This window comes from Candidatus Marsarchaeota archaeon (assembly GCA_023473665.1).
Classification (GTDB): Archaea; Micrarchaeota; Micrarchaeia; order Micrarchaeales; family Micrarchaeaceae; genus JAMCYM01.
The window spans coordinates 142,382-164,054 of record JAMCYM010000002.1 but is presented as its reverse complement, the minus strand read 5'-3'; the positions used below and the strand labels follow the sequence as shown (position 1 = coordinate 164,054).

The 21,673-nt window shown below is 54.1% G+C and carries 17 protein-coding genes and 1 tRNA gene; 8 read left to right on the top strand and 10 right to left on the bottom strand.

The genetic code is table 11. From position 1 onward, the window contains the following. From dnaK to M1158_01540, 3 genes are read right to left on the bottom strand one after another with little or no spacing between them, the layout of a single operon-like run. The gene (dnaK, locus tag M1158_01550; protein ID MCL5099787.1) at positions 1–1,863 is read right to left on the bottom strand and encodes a molecular chaperone DnaK; all 1,863 of its coding nucleotides are present in this window, start codon (positions 1,861–1,863) and stop codon (positions 1–3) included. Between the two features lies 1 nt (position 1,864). Beyond that, positions 1,865–2,431 (bottom strand): nucleotide exchange factor GrpE, encoded by a 567-nt coding sequence (locus M1158_01545; GenBank protein ID MCL5099786.1) that lies wholly within the window; start codon positions 2,429–2,431, stop codon positions 1,865–1,867. Positions 2,432–2,436: 5 nt separating this feature from the next. Beyond that, a complete protein-coding gene (locus M1158_01540) occupies positions 2,437–2,880 on the bottom strand; it encodes a winged helix-turn-helix domain-containing protein (GenBank protein ID MCL5099785.1) in 444 nt (147 codons plus the stop codon). Positions 2,881–3,109: 229 nt separating this feature from the next. Between M1158_01540 and M1158_01535 the strand changes: the two genes are divergently transcribed. From M1158_01535 to M1158_01520, 4 genes are read left to right on the top strand one after another with little or no spacing between them, the layout of a single operon-like run. Next, positions 3,110–5,809 (top strand): LamG domain-containing protein, encoded by a 2,700-nt coding sequence (locus M1158_01535; GenBank protein MCL5099784.1) that lies wholly within the window; start codon positions 3,110–3,112, stop codon positions 5,807–5,809. 1 nt (position 5,810) lies between these two features. After that, positions 5,811–6,359 (top strand): hypothetical protein, encoded by a 549-nt coding sequence (locus M1158_01530; protein MCL5099783.1) that lies wholly within the window; start codon positions 5,811–5,813, stop codon positions 6,357–6,359. Next, positions 6,359–8,149 carry a LamG domain-containing protein gene (locus M1158_01525; GenBank protein MCL5099782.1) on the top strand — a complete coding sequence of 597 codons (1,791 nt, stop codon included), beginning with the start codon at positions 6,359–6,361 and terminating at the stop codon, positions 8,147–8,149. Before M1158_01530 ends, M1158_01525 begins: the two co-directional genes overlap by 1 nt. Continuing rightward, the gene (locus tag M1158_01520; GenBank protein ID MCL5099781.1) at positions 8,140–11,373 is read left to right on the top strand and encodes a LamG domain-containing protein; all 3,234 of its coding nucleotides are present in this window, start codon (positions 8,140–8,142) and stop codon (positions 11,371–11,373) included. Before M1158_01525 ends, M1158_01520 begins: the two co-directional genes overlap by 10 nt. A gap of 7 nt (positions 11,374–11,380) precedes the next feature. On the opposite strand, the gene M1158_01515 is transcribed toward M1158_01520, so the two are convergent. The 6 genes from M1158_01515 to M1158_01490 form a co-directional block, all read right to left on the bottom strand. Beyond that, the gene (locus M1158_01515; protein MCL5099780.1) at positions 11,381–12,370 is read right to left on the bottom strand and encodes a type II secretion system F family protein; all 990 of its coding nucleotides are present in this window, start codon (positions 12,368–12,370) and stop codon (positions 11,381–11,383) included. A gap of 4 nt (positions 12,371–12,374) precedes the next feature. Continuing rightward, positions 12,375–13,553 carry a type II secretion system F family protein gene (locus tag M1158_01510; protein ID MCL5099779.1) on the bottom strand — a complete coding sequence of 393 codons (1,179 nt, stop codon included), beginning with the start codon at positions 13,551–13,553 and terminating at the stop codon, positions 12,375–12,377. Continuing rightward, positions 13,553–14,269 (bottom strand): hypothetical protein, encoded by a 717-nt coding sequence (locus M1158_01505; protein ID MCL5099778.1) that lies wholly within the window; start codon positions 14,267–14,269, stop codon positions 13,553–13,555. Before M1158_01505 ends, M1158_01510 begins: the two co-directional genes overlap by 1 nt. 18 nt (positions 14,270–14,287) lie before the next feature. Beyond that, the gene (locus M1158_01500) at positions 14,288–15,802 is read right to left on the bottom strand and encodes a type II/IV secretion system ATPase subunit (GenBank protein MCL5099777.1); all 1,515 of its coding nucleotides are present in this window, start codon (positions 15,800–15,802) and stop codon (positions 14,288–14,290) included. After that, positions 15,786–17,084: a hypothetical protein gene (locus tag M1158_01495; protein ID MCL5099776.1), complete on the bottom strand. Its 1,299-nt coding sequence runs from the start codon at positions 17,082–17,084 to the stop codon at positions 15,786–15,788. The genes M1158_01500 and M1158_01495 overlap by 17 nt, the downstream gene beginning before the upstream one ends. An 84-nt stretch (positions 17,085–17,168) precedes the next feature. Continuing rightward, positions 17,169–17,864 carry a site-2 protease family protein gene (locus tag M1158_01490; GenBank protein MCL5099775.1) on the bottom strand — a complete coding sequence of 232 codons (696 nt, stop codon included), beginning with the start codon at positions 17,862–17,864 and terminating at the stop codon, positions 17,169–17,171. A 57-nt stretch (positions 17,865–17,921) separates the two neighbouring features. On the opposite strand from M1158_01490, the gene M1158_01485 reads away from it, so the two are divergent. The 4 genes from M1158_01485 to M1158_01470 all read left to right on the top strand — a co-directional run bounded on the left by M1158_01485 (position 17,922) and on the right by M1158_01470 (position 20,344). Beyond that, positions 17,922–17,994 (top strand) — tRNA-Gln (locus M1158_01485). A 423-nt stretch (positions 17,995–18,417) separates the two neighbouring features. Next, the gene (locus M1158_01480; protein MCL5099774.1) at positions 18,418–18,843 is read left to right on the top strand and encodes an NAD-binding protein; all 426 of its coding nucleotides are present in this window, start codon (positions 18,418–18,420) and stop codon (positions 18,841–18,843) included. Between the two features lie 9 nt (positions 18,844–18,852). Then, the gene (locus tag M1158_01475; GenBank protein ID MCL5099773.1) at positions 18,853–19,626 is read left to right on the top strand and encodes an NAD-binding protein; all 774 of its coding nucleotides are present in this window, start codon (positions 18,853–18,855) and stop codon (positions 19,624–19,626) included. Between the two features lies 1 nt (position 19,627). Then, entirely contained in the window at positions 19,628–20,344 is a 717-nt protein-coding gene (locus tag M1158_01470) for an NAD-binding protein (GenBank protein ID MCL5099772.1), read from the top strand. A gap of 79 nt (positions 20,345–20,423) precedes the next feature. Here M1158_01470 and M1158_01465 read toward each other — a convergent pair whose 3' ends face one another. Beyond that, on the bottom strand, positions 20,424–21,623 hold the full coding sequence (locus tag M1158_01465) for a hypothetical protein (GenBank protein ID MCL5099771.1): 1,200 nt from the start codon (positions 21,621–21,623) through the stop codon (positions 20,424–20,426). Positions 21,624–21,673 lie beyond the last annotated feature (50 nt).

Sequence of the window (21,673 nt, the reverse complement as noted above, 5' to 3'; positions counted from 1 at the left end):
TCACTTCTCTACCTTGAAATCGGCATCTGTAGCGCTGCTGTCCTCAGGCCCCGGCGCACCTTCGTCAGGGTCTGGGCTCGAGCCAGGACCGGGAGCGCCTTGCTCGGCGCCCTCGCCAGGCTGGCCCTTATAGAACTTGCCGCCGACCTCGCCCAGCACCTGCTTCAGCTCCTCTATCTTCGACCTTATGCCCTCTATGTCGTCGGTCTTCGCAGCAGCAGCGAGCGCGTCCTTCGCCTTCTCTACGCGTTCCTTGTCTTCCTTGGTCACCTTGTCCTTATACTCGTCAAGGGTGTGCTCTGCCGTGTATATGAGCGACTCCGCGTCGTTTCTGGCCTCGACCTGCTCGCGGATCTTCTTGTCTGCTTCTTCGTACTTCTTCGCGTCCTCCATCTTGGCCTCTATGTCCTTCTTGTCCATCTTGTGCGGCGCCACTATGTCCATGCTCTGGCTCTTGCCTGTGCCCTTGTCCTTGGCCGTAACGTGGAGTATGCCGTTGGCGTCTATGTCGAACGTCACCTCTATCTGCGGCGTGCCCCTCCGCGCCGGCGGCAAATCTGTCAGTGTGAACCTGCCAAGGTCTATGTTGTCCTTGGCGAGCGTACGCTCGCCCTGCGTTACGTGTATCGGCACGCTGGTCTGAAAGTCTTCGGCTGTGGTGAATATCTGCGTCTTCTTTATCGGTATTGTAGTGTTGCGCTCTATCATCGGCGTGGCTACGCCACCAAGGGTCTCGATCGCAAGGGTGAGCGGCGTCACGTCAAGCAGCAGTATGTCCTTGACCTCGCCTGTCAGCACCCCTGCCTGTACAGCAGCGCCGAGAGCCACTGCTTCCATCGGGTCTACGCCGCGCTCTATCTTCTTGCCGAGCAGCTGCTCTATGTAGCGCTGCACTATCGGCATGCGCGTCGGGCCGCCTATCAGTATTGTCTTGTCCAGACCGTTGGGCTCCATCTTCGCATCCTTGAGCGCCTGCATCACCGGCTTGGCGGAGCGCTCTACTATTGGCAGCACTATGCTCTCGAGCTTCGCCCTTGTGAGCGAATAAGTGAAATGCACAGGCTGCCCTGATTTCTGCGCTATGAACGGCAGGTTTATCTCGCTTGACATGACCGTTGAGAGCTCGATCTTCGCCTTCTCGCCTGCCTCGCGCAGCCTCTGCATGGCCTGCGGGTCCTTCCTCACGTCAACGCCAAGCTTGCTCACCTCGCCCACCAGAAACTCTACTATGAGATTATCCATGTCAGTGCCGCCTAGTTGCGTGTCGCCGCTCGTGCTCTTCACCTCGAACACGCCCTTTCCGAACTCCATGATGGTGACGTCGAGCGTGCCTCCGCCGAGGTCGTACACCAGTATCTTCATCTCCTTGTCGGACTTGTCGAGGCCGTACGCCAGGCATGCCGCGGTAGGCTCGTTGACCAGCCTGACGACCTCTAGGCCCGCGATTGCGCCCGCATCTTTCGTGGCCTGGCGCTGGTTGTCGTTGAAGTAAGCAGGCACTGTTATGACCGCCTGCTTGACCTCCTCACCCAGGAATGTCTCTGCATCTTTCTTGATCTTCTGCAGCAGCATTGCCGACAGTTCCTGCGGCTTGTAGTCCTTGCCGTATATGCTGTACACGTAGTCTGTGCCCATCTTGCGCTTGAATGCAGTTACAGTGCCGGTAGGGTTCGCCACGGCCTGCCGCCTGGCCGGCTCGCCTATCAGGCGCTGGCCGTCCTTCGTGAATGCCACGTAGCTCGGAAACGCCTTGCCGTAGAGCGACGTTCCCTCCGCGCTCGGGATTATTGACGGGCGTCCGCCCTCAAGCACTGCCGCTGCGCTATTAGATGTGCCTAAATCCACTCCAATTATCTTGCTCATTTTATTCGCCCTTGTTGTTTTTGTTAATATCATCTTTCTCTTCGATGCCTTCCTTGGCCTCGCTGCCGACCGCGATTATGACCGAAGCCGGCCGTATCATTATGCCGTTCACCGTGTAGCCCTTCTTGGTCACCTGCAATATGGTGCCTGGCTTCTTGTCGCTCTCCATGGCCAGCACGATCTCGTGCTTGTACGGGTCGTACATGCCGTCTGTTTCTATGGCCTTGAGCCCTTCCCTTGCCAGCGCCTCAACAAGATTGGAGAACACCATCTCAACGCCCTTCGCAAGCGTGGGCTCCGCATTGCTTACTGCCATCATGGCGAGCTCGAACTCGTCAAGAACTGGCAGTATGCCCTTTATTACCTCTGCCTTGCCGATGCCCTTGGCATTGTCTATGTCGGCCTTTGTGCGCTTCTTGTAGTTGTCGAACTCTGCCGCGATGCGCAGCATGCGCTCCTTGAGCTCGTCGTACTCCTGCTTGGTCACAGTTGGCTCTTTGGTATTTGGCTTCCCTCCTTCCTGTCCGTTCTTGGCTCCATTTGCATCATTATCTTTTTTATCTGCCAATACAATCACCTCTCCTTGCTTATCTTGGCCCGTGGACTGCGCGTCCTGCGCTGGCGCAGCATCAGCCTGTCGAACTCGTGCGCAGCATCGAGCATTCGCATCATCTCCCTGTTGATGTCATACTCCAGCTCCTCTATCACCTTCGACATCTCGTTGGCGCGCAGGTGGTACTTGCGGCCCTGCTTCGTTATCAGACCCATGCTGATGAGCCTGTTGAGATGGTATATAACTGTGCTCCTTGCAAGGCCCTGCCTTAAGCTGGGGTCCGAGCTTGATAAACCTTTGTTCTCGAACGCCGCATATGCAAACGCCTTGAATATGCGCTCCTCGGCGTCGGCCGCACCGCTCTCGGTGCCTATGCCGAAGACCTCGCAGAACCAGTCTATCAGGTCCTCTGGCTTCTTGATGGTCGGCTTCTCGACAGACCTTATGACTATCCTTATGGCCATACGGGATATTTAGCAAGCATAACATATAAATAGTTTTCTATTTTATTTCGGAAATGTCAATTTTTATTGAAACATGCTGGACGATCTATCCAACTTTAGAAGGTAGGAGTGGATTGCTCTGGCGTGCATTGGAAACCTATATTTTCTGACATGGGGAGATGCATAAGATACTTAGTTAGACGCAGCCCGACAACTTTATTATGCTTTTCATCTAATAACAATGGATTTGATGCTGGGGCAGGCCAGGGGGCGACGGAGCAAGGGCCAGATCGCCTTCGAGTTCATAATAGTATACTCGTTCGTGCTTGTATTGTTCCTTGTGCTGTTCGGGCTCGTCGCCTTGCAGAGATCCACGACGCTCAATGCGCAGCAATACGCATCGATGCAGCTCGTGGCGCAGGACATATCCAGCTACATAGACCAGGCGCTCGTGGCAGGGAGCGGCTACAACGCCACGCTGAGCATGCCTGTGGCAAGCTCGCTCCAGCCATACAACCTGTTCATAACATCTGACGGAGCAGTGATAGCGAACGAGACTGTGGGCAAGACGTTGATCACAGCCATAGCGTACAGCTCTGCAAGAAACCTGCTGATAAACGGCACCATCTCAAGCGCGTACAACGGCATAACGGTTTACAGCGTGCCGGCATATACAGGATTGCTCAAGGTGGCAAACGAAAATGGAGTGGTTTACATAGACGCACAGCCACCGAATCCTGCAACATACGCCAGGCAGCTCAGCACAGAAGTCATAGCTGAAACGAAAGCGGCGCAGTTCAATGGGCAGAGCAGCGTAGTGATCCCCCCTTCTCCATTTTCAAACAATGTCATGTGTAATGTAACCCTAGCAGCGTGGTCGTATGATTCTGGAATGGTATCGTCAGGATCCGAAGGAGGTGTTGTAGGCCTTTACGGCGGTGGTTGGGATGACATTGAGTATAACGATGGCTCACTTAGATTTGAACTAAGAAACACATCGACGGGAAATTCATGGGGTGTGTCTCAGTCCTTTAAAGGTAGATGGATATTTACCGCACTTGTACTGAGCAATGGTCACCCCACAGGATATATAAATGGAGTCGATTATCCAGGTGGCGCAAATTATATAGGGTGTATAGGGCTTCCTGACATGAATGGGATAGGCAGGTGGGATAGATATTTCAACGGATCTATCGCTAACGTACAAATTTACAGTACCGCACTCTCGCAGGCGCAGGTTTCGCAGCTTTACCAGGAGGGCATATCCGGAACGCCGATAAGCAATGCAGGACTGGTGGGGTGGTGGCCTCTTGACGGCAACGCGAACGACTACAGCGGCAATGGAAATAATGGCGTGCCAAATTACGTGAATTACAGCAACGTGGCACAGGTGAATGTGCATGCCAGCACGGGCAGCGCAGCAGATAGCACAAACACTCTGATTGGGGCTGCTCCGAGCTTTGGCTCTCTTAGCGTTACGAGCAACACATCAGATTTATCATCTGTTACCGACCCTGCTGGAAATGCAACCGTGTTCGTGACGTCTAACTCGCCCATAGGCATGGCCAACGTGACAATCAACGCCTTCAGCTCGGCGAACAGCCTGCAGTCGCATCTTGTTGGATGGTGGCCGCTTGACGAAGGCTATGGCAGCGTGGCACACGACATGAGCGGCAATGGAAATAATGGCACGTTCGTGAGCCCGTCTTGGGCGCCGTTTGCGAACACATCCGCATTCCAGGCAGCGGAGTTCAACGGCCAGGGCGCTGGGACCTATACTGGTACGCTAGGGAGCTACATAAACGTGAGCAGCAGCCCCGTGCTCAAGCCAACGCACCTTACTGTGGGTGCTTGGGTCGAGGCCAATTCTGACACGCCATGGATGTTCGTGGCTGGAGTGCAGGCGACAGCTAGCGATGGCTCGTACTACCTTTCAATGACTGGCAACTCCATAGGGGAGATGACGTTCGGCACGTACAACAGCACAGTAGCCGTTCGCACCAACAGCACTCCGTTGCAGCTCGGCAAATGGTACTATGTGGTTGGCACTTACAATGGCACCAATGCGAGCATATTCATAAACGGCAAGCTCAGCGGCAGCGTGCCCGATTCCCAGCTGATCTATTATATCCCATCAAAGCTGTTCAGGATAGGCAACCTGGCCGGCTTCGATGACTGGAACGGCATAATATCGAACGTGCAGGTCTACAACACATCGCTCACGGCCCAGCAGATAGCGCAGCAATATTCAGCAGGCATCACTGCCATGCCGCTCAGCAATACCGGGCTTGTGGGATGGTGGCCGCTTGACGGCAATGCCAATGATTATTCAATATATGCAAACGGTGGCACTGCGACCAGTGTCACGTATAGCAATATGCAGACCGTCTCTTCATCGCTACAGGATATTCCGGTCGCAAACCTCAGCAACTCTGGGTATATATCTACTGGAGATACCAACTTGCCTACCGGAAACTCAGCAAGATCTGTTTTTGCATGGGTAGAAACCCCTTCAGTTCCATCGACCTTTGAAATAATATATTCCTACGGAAGCACCATAAGTAATGAATGGTCGTCACTCCATCTTGGAAGTGGCGGAGTCGTGTGCTTCTCGAACTACGGACCGAACTATTGTACTACATCGACGCTGGCACCGAAAAAATGGTATTTAGTTGGTTACACATATACCTCAGGCACTGTGACTGCATACATAGATGGCGTACCACAGACAGTTGCAACTGGTTTATCGCTATCTACAACTCTTCCCGCCTCTGATCCGGCCGATATTGGTAAATGCTCGGACACCAGTTGCGGTGGAACGCCGTATTATTTCAATGGAAAGATTGCGGGTATACAGGTTTACAACACATCGCTTACACAGCAGCAGGTGCAGCAGCTCTACGCGCAGGGATTGCCGCTCTACGCAAAGGTAAACGTATCGCTGAGCTGATATGATGAACATGAAAGCGCAGTTCTGGAGCTTCGACGTCATCTTCGCTATAGTCATATTCAGCGTGGCGCTGACCCTTCTTACCTATACGTGGTATGACGTGAACAGCCAGCTTTCGCTTTCTTACGGCAACGGCGCAACGATAATGCAGATAGAGCAGCAGAGCCTTGCGAGCACGCTGCTCACGCCAGGCTCGCCGAGCTACTGGAACTCAGAGATCAACACGAGCAACGAGAGCACCTGGCAGGGAATAGGAGTTGGCCTGGCTAACAGCTCTGGCTCCACGGTGCTCTCTCCTGCCAAGGTGTACGCGCTGGCAGCAATGGCAAGCACCCCTGCAGGCTATCAGCAGAGCAAGCAGGTGCTTGGCGTAGGCTACGAATATTTCATAACCATAAGGGGCGGCAGCCTCAACATAACAATAGGCGAAAATCCAGAAACTAATGGTGCACTAACGACATACACGAGCACAGGGCATGCATTCCTGGGAGGCGTGCCTGTTGCGGTGCAGGTAGATATCTGGACAAGCCAGCCATTTGGTGTTGGATGATGAAAGGTTTCATATTCACGGTCGATGCTATTTTTTCGCTTATAGTGGCAACTGCAGCTGTATCTATACTGCTTTACATGCAGTTCAGCGCACCGCAGAGCTTTCAGGCGCCGTCGACGCTTGCGCAGGGACTTCTCCAGAGCATGCTGCGCACCACTTTCGGGCAGGTGGCGCAGGGAGGTAGCATTACCGAGGTGCAGGCAGGATACAGTCCGGCCGTGCCTTTCGGTTACGCAAACTTCCTGCAGGCTCCTGCTGGCTACATAAAGGCCGTCACAACCCCGCAGTACACCAACAATATAACTGTGTCATTCTGGGTATACCCAACCAATAACAGCCTATGGGGAGCGTCTGGAAACTATTGGGAGAACGCACTTTCAGGGAGCAAGGGATGCGGCGACAGCTACTATTTCTACCTAGAGGCGGGGGCCAGCCCACCGACCGAATTGTGGGGTATAAAGAACACAGGAGGCAGCAACTTCCAAAATTCTCCTGGCGCACATCTTATACCAAATCAATGGCAGCAGCTTATAGGAGCATACAATGGTACCTACCTTATAGTCTATCTTAATGGCAAAAGGATAGGCAGCCCTATGGCTGCCACAGGGAGCATATTGTACAACGGCACGACAATAAGCGGCACGAATCCTACATCAAGCAGCGGCTGCAACCCTATCTCTGGAGGTATAGCTGATGTACAGGTGTATGGATATGCATTAGGAGCCAACGCGGCCAACGCACTGTATGCCGAGGGCATTGATGGCAGCCCGCTCAACAGCTACGATCTGCTCGGGTGGTGGCCGCTTGACGGCAATGCTAACGATTATGCAGGCACTGTTAACGGCCAAACAACTTACACCACGTTCGTCCAGACCGGAACGACCCAGCTGTGGGGCTACAACTTTACTTCGAACGAGAGCATGCTGCATGCGCTTTCTGAGCTTTACCTGAACAACCAGTCAGCAGTTGCTGACATGCTCTTCAAGAACCTCTACAACACCAGCGATTCGGCGATTTTCATAAACAACGAATATGCGCCCGCAATGGACATCGCGCAGTTCAACGGCGCGAGCAGCTACGTTCAAGTCAACAACACTCCTGATCTTAGCGTAGGGACGCAGCTGACGTTCTACGCCTGGCTCAATCCAAGCAGCTTATCGGGCTGTGGGTCGCAAGGCTGCATCATATTCAACAAGGAAAACTCTTACGAATGGGCGCTTTCATCAACAGGCCAGCTGTGCTGGGCGCTGAACACCACATCTCCAAGATGGACATGGATATGCCCATCGCTGTACGTGCCGGCAGACAAATGGAGTCAGGTTGCGCTGACATACAATGGCAGCGCAGTAATAGCGTACCTCAATACAGCCAAGGCAACACCGTATCCTGCAACTGGGGGGGTTGGCAACACAGGCCTTGCACTCAGAATAGGCGCCCGTGGGGCTCCTGGAACTGCAAACTCATTGTTCACAGGCGAGATAGCTGACGTACAGATATACAACAGCTCGCTGTCAGCCACGCAGATATCGCAGCTCTACCAGCAAGGCATTGCTGCGATTCCGGTAAGCAATGCGAAGCTGATCGGGTGGTGGCCGCTTGACGGCAATGCGAACGATTACAGTGGCAATGGCAATGAAGGCACCTCAATTTCCGTGCAATACACGCAACAGGGTCCTATGCCGCCCGGGCTCCAGAACGCATATTCGGTAAGCAAGGCATCGGCGCCCATGCTATTAAATGCTGGAGGCACAAGTAAGCTTTACAATGTGAGTGTTGTTGTATGGCACTGAAACGCAGGCATTCGTTGTTCGTCGGCAGGAAGGGCATACTGTTGACGCTCTTCACCATAGTGCTATTCGTGCTCATGCTGAGCGAGCTCGTCACCTACGTCGTGCTGAACATAAACTACAGCAATCTCGAAACGCAGGTAAGCAGCGCAACAGGTACTAGCAGCATAGTGCAGAACGTTAACGCTAGCTTGGCAACTTTCCTGCACTCTTCGCTGAGCGGAGCGCTTGCCGGGCTTACGTACTACGAGTCTACGCCTTCTGTAAGGAAGGACTCGTTCATCAACAACACTGCAGCTGCCTTGGCAACGGTAATGAATACTGGCTCTTACAATAGCTACAGCCTTTCTAGCTACGAGGGAACAACGCTCAGCCAGTACATAGCAATGCTGGTAAAGCAGGCGGCAGGTCAGGGCGCTTCGGTAAGCATAACGAACGGCACGCTGAGCGTGTTCCAGAGCGGCGCGTTCACTATAGGCGCGTCATATACCGCATTGCTTACGATAAACCAGAGCAATACAGTATCAAGCTACTTTATCGACGCACAGGCCAATGTCTCGACGGGTTTCGGACAATACCTGCTCGCTGCAGAACAAGGCAGCTACAGCATGCTAGTGCCTGGAACCACAAGCCCGAACGCAACTGTTGTAGGCAATATATATGCGAAGGCTGGCAGCACCTCACCGTACATGTTTGCATACGGGACAGTGGTCTACTATCCAGGAAAGCCGAACTGCAGCTCGATAGCTTCAGGCTATAAGAACAACAACTTCATACTTGCTACACCTAACGCTACAAATATAGGGCAGAACGTCTGCGGCATGGCTGGCCTCGTGACCGACACGATAAACGCAAGCACGCCGCTTGTGCCCTATCTGCTCTACGCGAACTCTTCAATAATGAGCTACCTGCAGGGTTCGCTTAGCCTGCTGCTTGCAGGCCAGAGGCTCGCGCTCCTCAACACGACACCGTTGCAGCAGGCGGTGCAGTCGGGCTACGCCTATGCGTCGCCCTACATGCCCTCGTACCTGCAGAGGTCGCAGAATGATCTTTTCGGCTCATCGTCCAACGGCTTCTACACCTTCTCGACGCTGAATACAAAGGCGGCGCAGTTCAACGGCGCGAGCAGCTACATTGAAGCACCAAGCAATATACCTGCCAATTCGCCATTCACTATTTCGGCTTGGGTCTTCCTGCTTCAAGGTGCAGGCGCCTATCCAATGATTGTTGATGAACAATCCGGTCAGACGTTGTTTTTTGGAGTAAATATAGGACAAGGATATAATGGTTTGAATGTGTGGCTAGGCTCTGGAATACAGACGTTCAACAGCAATCCGTTCGCAAAGGATGCATGGCAGTATGTTACATTGACTTACAATGGAAGCGTCGCAAAAGTCTACGATGATGGAGTGTTTCTTTCCAATACTGTTTCTACTGCATCTGTGGGTTTTAATGGAATTTACATAGGCAACGGCACACGGGGTAGCAACAGTTTCTGGGATGGTTCAATAGCTGATGTGCAGGTCTACAATGCAGCACTGCAACCTGCGCAGATAGCACAGCTTTACCATGAAGGTATATCTGGCACCCCTGCAAGTAATTCGGTTTTGACAGGATGGTGGCCTCTCGGCGGCAACGCGACAGACTTCAGCGGGCAGAGCAACAATGGAGTAGCCACAAATGTTATTTATGCTGCCCCGGGCGGATATACATTCGACTCGCTCTCAAGCCACGTGCCCGGTATACCGACGAGCAAAGCAGCGCAGTTCAATGGGGCGAGCAGCATCAGCACACCTTTGCCATCAAACGGCGTTACAGGTACAACCATCTCCGCTTGGTTCTCAACACCCATCGAGACCACTGGGCAGGTGATAGCGCTGTTAGGCAGCAATGGAGGTACCAATGGATATGGTATATACACCGGAGGCACCAACACAGGCTGCCCGGCCGGGCAGTTCGCAATACTTGAGTCAGGTGTTAGGTGGATATGCACCTTATACCCCTTTAGCACCAATAAACTGTACAATACAGTTTTAGTCTCCACCGCAAGCGGCACCAGCAATGTGATTTACACATTGTATGCCAATGGTAATGTAGCTTATACCTCACCACCTGAATCTTTGCCGGTCACTCCAACCGGTAACCTCCTTATGGGAAACGATACTGCTGGCCGCACCTATAATGGCACTTTGGCAGATGTCCAAGTCTATAACACGGGTTTAAGTGTCGCACAGGTTTCGCAGCTTTACCAAGACGGCATAAATGGTGGTCCCATAAGCAACGCCGGGCTTGTTGGATGGTGGCCGCTAAGCGGCAACGCCAATGACTATTCTGGCAAGGGCAACAACGGCATCCCGACCAACGTCATATACAGCCCGCTGCCGAACAGCCCCACCGCAAACCTTGTCGAGGGTGTGCTGAACTGCGGTAGCCTGAACCAGTGCAGCAACACCACCCTGCAGCACCTCTACCTAAATCCGTTGCCGCTGGAGCATGCCGGCAGGGGCTTCATGAACGAGACCACAGCGCTCGACATGATTGGGGCTGCGCTGCCTGACGCGATGAGCTTCAATGGGGTGAGCGACTACGTGGGCGCATCAGGAAATCCGATTTCTGGTAGCGGCGCCTTTACTTTATCTGCTTGGGTCTATGCGCAATCTATGTCCAACTATGGCGGTGCGTTCGCCATCGGATCCCCATCTAGCGGGGAATCTGCTTATATCGGCTATGTGACAACAGCCCAGACAGGCACAAGCAACTCGATAGGCGGCGGGCTTTATGGGACCAACTTAGGCAGTGGAATTACGAGCGGGGGATGGCATTTCGTGACTCTTACGTTTGGAGGAGGCACGGCCGGCAGCCTCATAGTATACGTTGACGGCGTACAGAAGGTAAGCACAACAGCCACGCCTGCGATAACAGGCAGCTCGATGCTTATCGGTGCAATCCAGACGAACGGATATTTCTTCAACGGCAGTGTCGCAGACGTCCAGCTCTACAGCTCGGCGCTTAGTTCAGCGCAGGTGCAGCAGCTGTATCTCAACAACAGCGTGCAAGGTGTAACCCCGGTTGATTACTGGCCGCTCGGCGCTGGAATGAACGGGCTGCTGAACGAGACGTCTGACATAGTGCATGGAAACACAGGATATCTTTATGGCAACGGCGCCGCATGCACAAACAGCCAGGTGGTGAACGGGCAGTGCGGACCTAGCTATACTCCGCCGTGAGTCTTTTTTACACGCCGCCTATGCTGCTGAAGAGCGATCCGATAAACGACCCTACCACAAAGTATATGGCCAGGCCAATTAGTATGAATGCGGGCACGAGCCGTATGCCCCGCACGGTGGAGCCTGACGATATCGTGCTCATGATCAGGGCAGCGAAGCCAGTTACCAGTGCTATTGAGACGAGTGCGAAGTCGCGGTAGAATGATGTGCTTATCTTGGGCGGGCTTGGCTTCAGGAACGATACGCCAGTAGTCGGAAGCCCGCCCGGGTTAGAGGCGAGTATGCCCTTCCAGACGGTGTTCGTCACCACAATCATCTGGCTCGTCAGGCCGTAGAGCACTGGCGCTGCGATGAGCCCTGCGAAGGCTATGAAGATGCTGTACATGAAGAGCTGCCCAGATACCTCTTTCTGGACTATCTGCTGGTTGCGAAGGTCCTTCGAGAGCTGGTCCATCAGGTCGGCCATAGCGCCGCCGTAGCGCTGCGCCTCGATCATCATCTTTATCGCGTGCTGCAGCGCTATCGACCTGTACTTGTTGCCCAGTTCCTGGAGCGCGGCCTCGAAGGTCTCGCCGCCGAATACCTTCCTGTTCATCTCGAGCACGTCTTCCGAGAAGAACGTGAACTCCGGTCTTGCCGCGAGGAGCATGGAGCGGTCGAGGGCTATTCCGCTGCGCAGATTGGCGGATGTGATCTGGAAGTAATCCGGCAGGATTTGCTCGACCGCGGACTTCCTCTTGTCTATCATGTAGTTCAGGATCAGGTATACGACGAGTATTATGGAAAGGCCGGCTATCAGGCCGATGATCGCTGAGGCGAGTACGCCTATATGTATCGCATAAAGGAATATCGATACGCCGATGAACAGCACGAAGAAGCTTGGTATTACCATGCGGAGAAGGCGCTGAACGCTCATCTTTGAGCCAGCCAGGTCTAGCAGGCGTGAGAGGTACCTCGCGACATTTCGCGAAACCAATCGTTCGAAGTTTATCTTCATCGTATCACATTGTGAATGTCGGCCTTGATGTCCTTATGAGCTGCAGGAACACTATCTGCAGGAAAGCTATGCCCACAAGCGCGCCTTCCAGCAGCGTGGGCGTGACAGTGAACAGAGCTATGAACGTCGTGAGTATTGTGAGCACAGCGACTCCCATGCTGGGCAGTATTATGCCGAAGAGCATGTAGAACATTGCTATTGCGTTGAGCCGCTGGCCGTACCTGCGCAATTCTATGACGCGCTCCTGCGAGAGCTGGTCTATTACGCTCTGCAGCGCTGCAACTACATCGGCGCCAGCTTTTATGCTTACTGAAGCCTGCAGCATGATCCGCCTGAACGAGGGGCTCTTGGTTTCAGCCAGCGCCTCGTCTATGGCCTGCTCGAGAGGCATGCCGACCTGGACGCGCTCCACTATGCGGGAGAACTCCTTGCTTGACTCGCCGTAGCCGGTGCTCACCGATATCAGGGCGTTGAATAGGGGCATGCCGGAGCGGAGCGCTATTATCAGGTCCCTGGCAGAGAACAGTATGTCGCGCTCTATGAGCTTCGCGCTAGTCACAGCCCTGCGCTTGGGGAAGTTGAGGAACGAGCGCAGGAAGCCGTAGAATATCGCGACTCCCAGCATTATGCCGAGTATGGCTGCCGCTATCTCCCTGATGCCTATGTGGAGGAAGAGCGCGAAGACAGTAATTGCTATTACTGCAGCAAGTATCATCGAGGTGAACACCATGCGCTGCACGAACGAGTAGAGGCTCTCGTTGATGTGCTGCTCCTTCAGCACCATCTCCAGGCCCGTCTGTTTGGAGCCTATGCTCTCTATGTATGTGTGCCACCTCCCCTGCCTGACCTGGCGCGCGGCGCCTGGCTTGGCGCGCCCGAATAGGCCGTGGCTTGCAGATTTCGGCGCGAGCACCTGCGATGGCGTCGGGACATTTACTGGAGTTGAAGTTTGTGATGGCGATTGCACCTGCATTTTCGTTGAATCGTACCACGTCTGAGACTTAGGCTGCGGTTGCTGTGCTGGAGCCTGCTGCGGCGTTTGGATGGGGGCTGCAGGCGCGGGAGCAGCAGGTTGCCGATGCTTTCCTTTGCCAAACAGGCCAAGTATGCCCTTCCTGGGCTTAGGCTCGAGGGCGATGGGCTGTCCGCCGACGTTAACTATCCTCTGCTTCTTGCCGAACATCACACAACACCGCGCTGCTTCAGTTCCAATATGGCATCGTTGAGCCGCTGCTCGCGCAACGCTATGAGCGACTGCTCAAGCGCGCTTGGCTCTATGTGCTTGCGCTTCTGCTCCTTTTCCTGCATGACGAGATGTTTCTGCAGGCCGTACACCTCTTCAACGACTATGGCCATGTGCTCCTGGTCGAATGCGTTTCCGCGTATACCTTCGATTATGCGCTCCAGCTCCGATATCTGGTCGGCCATCGACAGGCCGGGAAGCACGAGCTCCTTCAGGTTTATGCGCCTTATGTTGATCTTGACCTTCTGCAGGTGCAGCTCAGACGTCAATTGCTTGGCTTCCTGCTCTGCCTGCGCCTTTATGGCAGGCTCGGCGAACTCCTGCGGCTTGGCAGGCTGGGGCTGCGTTTTTGGTTTCTGGACCTGCTCTTGAGGAGCAGGCACGGCCTGCGATGTAGCCGCCTGCTGCACTCCTGACATGGCGAGATGGGGCTGCGCTGCTTGCGCGCGGCGCCTAGGCTCAAACCCGCGCTCCGACTCGATCCTGCTTATCGTCTCCATGGCGTCAACGTACGAGCCCTGGACTTCGCCGCGCCCCTTTGGTCCCAGCCCAGCAGACATATCAACGAAATCGACGTCCTCTTTCTGCGAGCTGTTTTCCACCGAACCTATCAGCTCGACCAGCGACCTGTAGCTGTTCGCCGCGTAGTCAGCCATGGTTGCACCGTTGCCAGCTCACAGTACGTCCCTCGAGAACGGAACATTGCTCCTCGCCACGTCTATCACCTTGTTCTTGTTCTTGTAGTAGTTGGCGATCACGAAACCTGAGTCGTTCACGCCAATAACGTTGTTTCTGACCATCCAGTCCAGTATCATGGAGCGCTCCTTTATTTCTGTCTCTATGTCCTGCTTAGAGAGCCCGCCGTAGAGCGAGAGTATCTCAGCCAGCCTTGTCATATCCCCTATTCGCGGGAAAGTGTCGTCGCGCATGTTCCACCTGTACAGCACGTTTATGTCGCCTGAGCTCAGCATCTCGCCGAACTCGAGGGTGCGCCTTATCCCCTTGCCCCTGTGCCTGAACAGGCTCACTATCGCGCCGAGCGAGTTCATCTGCACCTTTGGCGTGTTGATAGGCGGGTTTATCATCCTTACCACTGTATCTTCGGCATTGTCGGCGTGCACAGTGCCGTACACGGCATGGCCTGTGTGGATGGCCTCGAAGAACGTCTCTGCGTCCTTCGCTATTCTTACCTCTCCTACAAGCATTATGTCGGGCCTCTGCCTCAACGCATTTATCATAAGGTCGTATAGCGTTACCTCGCCCTTGCCCTCGGGGTTAGGCTGGCGCGTAGACATCGACACCCACTGCAGCGAGTCCGGGAGGGTAAGCTCCCTCGTTTCTTCTACAGAAACTACTCTCCTCGATGGCGGGAAGAATATGCTAGCCGCGTTGAGGAAGCTCGTCTTGCCGGACGCTGTGCCGCCTGATATGAGCATGCTGACCTCGTTCTGTATGCACAGCCACATGAGCGCCGCTTCTTCGAGGCTTATGGTGCCGTTCTTTATTAGGGCAGGCATCGTCCAGGGGTTCTTGGCGAACTTCCTGATCGTTATCGTGTTGCCGAACTGCGATATCGGGAAAAGCGTGGCGTTGACCCTCGAGCCGTCGACCAGCTCCGCGTCCATGAGCGGTGATAGGTTGTTCAGCTCGCGGCCTATCCTGCGCCCGATCTGCTCGGCCTGGTCGTATATGAAGTCCTCGCTTGAAGGCTTCATGTTGGTCTTGCACCATCCGATGGCCTTGTGGAAGACCCATATGGGGCTGCTTGAGCCGTTAACTGCAACTTCCTCGAGGTTGTCGTCAGCCAACGGCACCTCCAGGTCGCCCAAGCCCAGCATCATGTTCAGTATGTATGCGGTGAGCAGCGCTTTGGTGTCAGCAGAGGTACCGGGCAGGTACTTGTCTATCAGAACTCCGCTGGACTGCACGTACCTTCCATTGAGCGTGTCTACATAGCTCTGGTTCTCTATTCTGGTCGGGTCAATCGGCACCATGGAGACGAGCTCTCTCCTGAACGAGAGCAGCAGCAGGCGCGTCGCGTTGCTCACGCCCGTGAATGTAACATCGTATACCGGCACGAATTCCAAAGGTGGGCTGTGTATCCTGACGTGCACGTTCATTCCGTGCGCATTCAGGTCGTACTCGGCCAGCACCGGATCTGCAGCTGTCTGGTCAGGTTGCTCCGCCATTCTTGCCACCCTTCTTGCCCTTAACCTTCTTGCCAAGCTCTTGATCCGCGCCCTTGACCGCGCTTCTCGTAGCGTCGACCTTATGCTTTATGTCTGCCTCCTTGTTTGACAATGCACTAAGTATGGATTCGCGCTTGTCCAGCGGCGTATCCTTGAGCGTGCCAAGTGCGGCAGCCTGCTGCTGAAGCGTTGCAAGCTGCTCCTTGAGCGACGCAATGTCAGACTTAGCCTGATCGCTCTTTGCTTTCAGGTCGGCAAGCGCACTGCTGAGCTCGCCTGCGTTGCTGTACTTGGAGTCCATCTCCTCTACCTTGCCGGAAAGCGCAGAATACTTTTCCTGGAACGTCGAATATGTGTCCTTCATTTCCTTCGATATCTTCGCATACCTGTCGTTGAACTGCGTCCTGTCCTGCTCGAGCTTCTTCAGCAGCTGCATGCCCTCTCCAGATAGATTCTGCGCCTCCTTGAGCATCGCCCTGCTGGCTTTTGCATTCTCTTCGATCTGCCTGAGCCCTTGCTCTATGCTGTCTTTTGACTGCTTTATCGTGTCGTTTATCTGCCTGCTAGCAGCATCGAGCGCCGAGTACACGCCCTTCACCTGCCCGTCCATCTCGCGTTTCATTCCGTCAATCATCGCATCCTTGCTTTTCCTTATCTGGTCGAGCGCGGCGAGCGAGTCCTTGGCGCGCTTCAGCATATCGTCGCCTATCGCGCTTGGCTGTGGCTGCGCAGCGATTTTTGACATGAAATCGTTATACTTCGGCACGAAATCGTCGAACTTCTTGCTAATCTGGGTATACGATTCATCAACAGAGCGCACGGCATTTGCCATTTCTGCGCCATAGTTTGTTATCTGCGACCTGATCCTGTTCAGTTCGGACAGCTCCTTCTCCAGCTCGGGCGCCGACTTGCCGAGCGTCCCAATGGCGTTTGCGGCATTTGCACTCACATTCTGCACATATTCCGAAAGACCTTCAAGGCCGATGCTCTCGGTGTTGATATTACTCTTGAGGGTATCAAGCTTGGCGTTGAACTCAGAAGTGCGTGCTGTGGATTGCCCAGGGGCAGTGCCGGCCAGCTCGATGTACATGCGCCCAACTTCATAGGTTATCTTTATGATTCCTCCTGATTCAAGCACCTTTGCCCAGCCTTCCACCACGCTGGGCGCAAGGCTAAGGGCCATCGATATGCTGTTGAGGTCCATTCTTCCTTTGGCCTTCAATAGTTCTACCATAGAGTCGATGGTGGTCTTCGCTTCCGGGGTTTGAGCGTTTTTGGCCATTGCACTTACCTTCCTGTATAGACTTGCGTGAAGATTAAGTTAACAAGGGAATAAAGGGTTAAATACCTTTAGAGAGCGCTTCAGTCACAGGACATGCCTGTAGAAGAGCGAGAAGAATAGCGCGATTATCACCATGAACGCTATGTCGTAGAGGGGTATGCCTGTGAACTCTATCATAAGCACGAATATCACGGCCATCGTCACTAGATAGACACGCCTGTCCCAAGCCAGGACCTTGCTGCCGTCAAGCGGGAATATGGGCAGCATGTTGAAGAATGCTAGAAGTATGCTTATGAAGAGCACGAAGCTTATTGTGCTCGCAAGGTAGCTGCCCGGCGCAGGGTTGAGCGCGAGGCCTGCGACAAGAAAGGCCATAAACACAACAAAGTTTGTCAGGGGTCCGGCCAGCGACACTATCCCATTTTCCTTGCGGGTGAAGCTGCTGGCGTATATCACCGTCGCGCCAGGGATGCCCAGAAGGAAGCCGAACATGCCGGTCAGCAATGTTATGAGAAGCCCGTTGGGCGAGGTGCGAAATCCTGCTATTGCGCCATAGTGCTGCGCCACGAACTTATGCATGAGCTCGTGCAGCACGAAGCTGAGCGTGACGCCGAGAGCCACGATAGGCAGCAGATATATGAAATCCTTCGAAAATGAAGAGCTTGAAGCAAGGAAAACACCGCCGGACAGCGTGAGCGTGAACGCGAGTATGAGCACAGCGTCTGCTATGGCGATCTCGCGCACTTCGCGCATCGATGAAATGTTCTCCCTGAACTGCATACGGGATAATCAGCCAGCAACATATATAAAAGAGCATCGAAGAATATACTACGCGGCAGCCCCATCGTCTAGTGGTCAAGGACGGCAGGCTCTGGACCTGTAAACCCCAGTTCGAATCTGGGTGGGGCTAAATTCCCAGCTGCCTATCGAGCGGCGGTTGGAGAAATCCGCATCGCCCCTCTCAGGCCGCGTAGGATCCGGGATGCGTATCTTGAGCAGCTTCAGCCTGCCGGCCACTGTTTCTATGGGCTTAATCAGGAAAACTGGGCCCGTCGACGTATTGTCTATCACCTTGCCGATTTTGCCTGCAGCCTCGATCAATCCATCGTATTCCACTTTGCTGTGAGAGAACACGCACGCATAGTTCACGGGTGCAGATGCAGCTTTGGTATACTTGTCCTTCAGCTCCTTAGAAAGCTTTACTATATTCCTTACCAAGGCTTCGAGCTCAGCATCTTCCATTTGTACCGCCACGGCTCAGGCTCTATACATGCAGGGCAATATTTATAGATTGCATCATACAAGACTCCTTGACGACCGTATCGGTGTTCTCTTGGCTCAGGCACAGGACAAACTGGAAGGGCATGTCATAGTCTGCGGCTTCGGAGTGGTTGGGCAGAAGGTGGTTGAAGTGCTGGAGGAGCACGGCATACCATTCGTGATAATCGAGATAATGCCGCAGGTAGTAGAGCACATACGCGAGCTCGACTACAGGGTCATAGCAGGCGACGCAACCGCATCGCGCGTGCTGCGCATGGCTTCGATAGCTACAGCGAAAGCGATAGCCATAGTCATGGACAACGATGCGAAGAACCTCTTCGCGGTGCTGACGGCAAGAGACCTCAACAAAAACATATTCATAGCGACGAGGGCCAACGACGCGATGGTGCGGGAGAAGATGCTCGAGGCCGGAGCGGACTACATAGCCACGCCGCAGAAGAGCGCCAGCGAGGAGATATTCGGCGAGATTACAAAGTAAGGCGGAAAAATGGCTGAGCTAGGGAACAGGCTGGAGGGCGTGCCGGTCGTGTACCTTGCGCTTCTCATATTCGTGCTGATCAGCGCAGCGGCTGCCACAGCCATCGTTGTAGACAAGATATCCGGGGGAGCATATCCTTCTGGCTACTTCGTCGAAACCACGCTGTTCGATGCTGTTGGAGTAGATTCGTCAAGCGCGATATTCGCGACGGCTGGGCTGTTCAGCAGCAATTTCTACCTGCTGCTGCCGCTGCTGATAGCGGACGGCGTGATAAAGATAGCAGTCATAGGCTTCGTGATAGCAGGAGTGATAGAGCTCATGGCCAATCTTAATATACGCGCCAGGCTCGTATCAATCAGGGTAAGGGGCATGAAGGGCGGCACTCTGGTATGCGGCTACAACGCATTGGCCGATGAGCTGTGCGCGATGCTGGCAAAGCATTCAGTGCCGTTTGTTGTCGTGGAGAAGGATAACACGATAAGCGAGATGGTGATAGAACGAGGCTACAATGTGGTCAGCGGCGATTTCACCGACGAGGCGACGCTCAAGGAGGCCGCAATAGGCAAGGCCAAAGCTGCAGTCTTCAGCACCGAAAGCGACTTCGAAAACCTGCTTGGCATAGTGGCGGCGCATCATCTCAATGACCGCGTGAAGATAGTATCGAGGGCCAAGGACGAATCGAGCGTTTCCAAGATGCACAGGGCCGGCGCGGCGCTATGCGTCGTGCCTGAGGTGCTCACCGGCCTGGAGATCGGCGGCAGGATAGCCAAAGAGGTTGGGTGATATGGACAGGCGCATCGCGATAATAGGTTATTCCGCAGCGTTGTTCTTCGCAGTGGCGGTAGCGCTCACCGTCATCGGAGGCGTAGGCTTCGCCGACGCTCTTGTTTGGAATACGCTGGGCTCGCTAAGCATAGTCTTCTACACGCTGCCGGAGCAGAGCGCAGGCAACATCTTCGTGCTTGTCGCTAACCTACTCGATGTCTTCGTGTTCGCACTTATCACTGTGCTGCTCGCATCAGTTTTCTACGATGCACTGCGCGGATCGGGCATGCACGAGCGAAGGGTGCTGAAAAGGATAAGGGCGCTTAGGGGCCACACCATAATAGCCCCATACAATGCGTTCGCGCAGACGCTTGTCGATAGGTTCAAAGGCTCGGAAGCAAGGTGCGTAGTCATCACCAGGGACCAGAAGTCAGCAGCGAGGCTCAACCGCGAGGGCGTGCTTGCAATAGCAGGCAATCCAGACTCCACAGAGATGCTTGATGCCGCGGGCATTGCGAACGCAAAGTACGTTGTGGCGTGCAGCGATAAGGATCTCGAGAACACGCTGATCTCCATAGCCGCAAAGGCGACCAACAGCGGCGTAAGAATAATATCTAAGCTCGCGGCGCAGGAGAACATGCCGAAGCTCAGCAGGGCGGGCACCTACAAGCTCGTCATGCCGGAGCTGGCCGCGGGAGCGGCTCTGGCCGACGCTGTGCTGAAGAAGATTGTCTGATTAGAAAATAGACTGCAATCGCGGACAACCAGCTATTATTGGCAAGCTTGCGGCCACATGCCATTAATTTCGCAAATGCCTAGCCTTTATCTTCCTTCTCTTTCCGTTCCTGCTCCTCTTTCTCTTTCTGCGCCTTTTCTTCCTTTTCTTTCTGCGCTTTCTCCTCTTCTTTCCTACTCTGCTCTTCTGCTTGCTGCTTCTGCTGATCGACCTTCTCCTTACGCTCGCTATCGCTTACATTTTTGTTGCCGCTTGACGGCGCAGCAAGATTCGTAGGCTCCCTTTTCTGCCTGCTTGCCCTGACCCACTGGGCCACGCCGCTGGCTATGACGCCTTTCTCGAAAACGCCTTCTACGGGCTTGCCGGTCTTGTAGTTTATGTACTTCTGATCTCCGCCCCAGAAATACGCTTTCCGGGCGTCCTTGGCGTAGTTCTTGCGCTCCTCAGAATTCATGCTTCCCCACATCTTCTTGAAATCGGCTTTCTGCTCCCTTATCTTCTGCTTGGATGCTTGAGCATCCTGTGCTTTCTTCTCCCTGTTCTGTGCCTTCTCTTCTCCTCTCTCTTTCTTTTTCTGCTCATAGAAAGCTGACTTGGCCTCACGCGTCTTCTGCTTTTTCGCCTGGAAATAATCTGCGCCACCTCCGCCCTTCTGCAACAGCTCGTCCTCACCCTTAAGTATGGACGCTTTCTCCTTCTTTACTTGCGAGTGCCTTTTCGCCGCTGCGCCTATGGCAAGCGCCGTTGCAGCTAGCGGGATGTAAACCGAAGACGGGTTTTTCGAATTAGGATTAAATGTGAATCTGCCGGATTGCGTGGTCCATCTGGCTGATGTCTTGGAGGGTGCACTCGCCTGCGGCACTGCCAATTTTATTCCGTGCTGCTGCAACAGACTTCTCTGGGCCTTCCGTCCGGCAGCGGCTGCTCCACGCATGTCGCTAATTTTGTTTTTAATCTTGGTCTTAACGGCTCCCTTCGCTTTCTTCTGGAGGCTCTTTGCGTACTTAGACAAAGCTCCTGCCTTCTTGGTTGCCTTGCCCCTCGCAATGACGTCGCCCCTGTACTTGACTCCGCTTATGCCCTTGCCTACGCCGCCCTTGCCTACGCCGCCACCGCCCCTTCCGCCAAGGCCTATGAGCGCTCCCAGTCCAAAGAGCGCGAACATGTCGACGCCCCGCGTCAGGCCCGCGGCCGCGATTATCAGTATGGCTATTATTATCACTGGCACGAGAGGCAGTATCACGTTGAAGCTCAGCATCACTGCAATCGGGCCAAGCATAAAATCGCCAACCCTATCCGATTAATTATAACGGCTTCCCTCATATAAAT

Bases quoted from the DNA above. Each gene is read 5' to 3' on its own strand.
- M1158_01465 (MCL5099771.1), bottom strand. From the start codon at position 21,623: ATGCTTGGCCCGATTGCAGTGATGCTGAGCTTCAACGTGATACTGCCT.
- M1158_01515 (MCL5099780.1), bottom strand. From the start codon at position 12,370: ATGAAGATAAACTTCGAACGATTGGTTTCGCGAAATGTCGCGAGGTAC.
- M1158_01510 (MCL5099779.1), bottom strand. From the start codon at position 13,553: ATGTTCGGCAAGAAGCAGAGGATAGTTAACGTCGGCGGACAGCCCATC.
- M1158_01500 (MCL5099777.1), bottom strand. From the start codon at position 15,802: ATGGCGGAGCAACCTGACCAGACAGCTGCAGATCCGGTGCTGGCCGAG.
- M1158_01475 (MCL5099773.1), top strand. From the start codon at position 18,853: ATGGCTGAGCTAGGGAACAGGCTGGAGGGCGTGCCGGTCGTGTACCTT.
- M1158_01520 (MCL5099781.1), top strand. From the start codon at position 8,140: ATGGCACTGAAACGCAGGCATTCGTTGTTCGTCGGCAGGAAGGGCATA.
- dnaK (MCL5099787.1), bottom strand. From the start codon at position 1,863: ATGAGCAAGATAATTGGAGTGGATTTAGGCACATCTAATAGCGCAGCG.
- M1158_01495 (MCL5099776.1), bottom strand. From the start codon at position 17,084: ATGGCCAAAAACGCTCAAACCCCGGAAGCGAAGACCACCATCGACTCT.
- M1158_01530 (MCL5099783.1), top strand. From the start codon at position 5,811: ATGATGAACATGAAAGCGCAGTTCTGGAGCTTCGACGTCATCTTCGCT.
- M1158_01535 (MCL5099784.1), top strand. From the start codon at position 3,110: ATGCTGGGGCAGGCCAGGGGGCGACGGAGCAAGGGCCAGATCGCCTTC.
- M1158_01470 (MCL5099772.1), top strand. From the start codon at position 19,628: ATGGACAGGCGCATCGCGATAATAGGTTATTCCGCAGCGTTGTTCTTC.
- M1158_01540 (MCL5099785.1), bottom strand. From the start codon at position 2,880: ATGGCCATAAGGATAGTCATAAGGTCTGTCGAGAAGCCGACCATCAAG.
- M1158_01490 (MCL5099775.1), bottom strand. From the start codon at position 17,864: ATGCAGTTCAGGGAGAACATTTCATCGATGCGCGAAGTGCGCGAGATC.
- M1158_01525 (MCL5099782.1), top strand. From the start codon at position 6,359: ATGAAAGGTTTCATATTCACGGTCGATGCTATTTTTTCGCTTATAGTG.
- M1158_01505 (MCL5099778.1), bottom strand. From the start codon at position 14,269: ATGGCTGACTACGCGGCGAACAGCTACAGGTCGCTGGTCGAGCTGATA.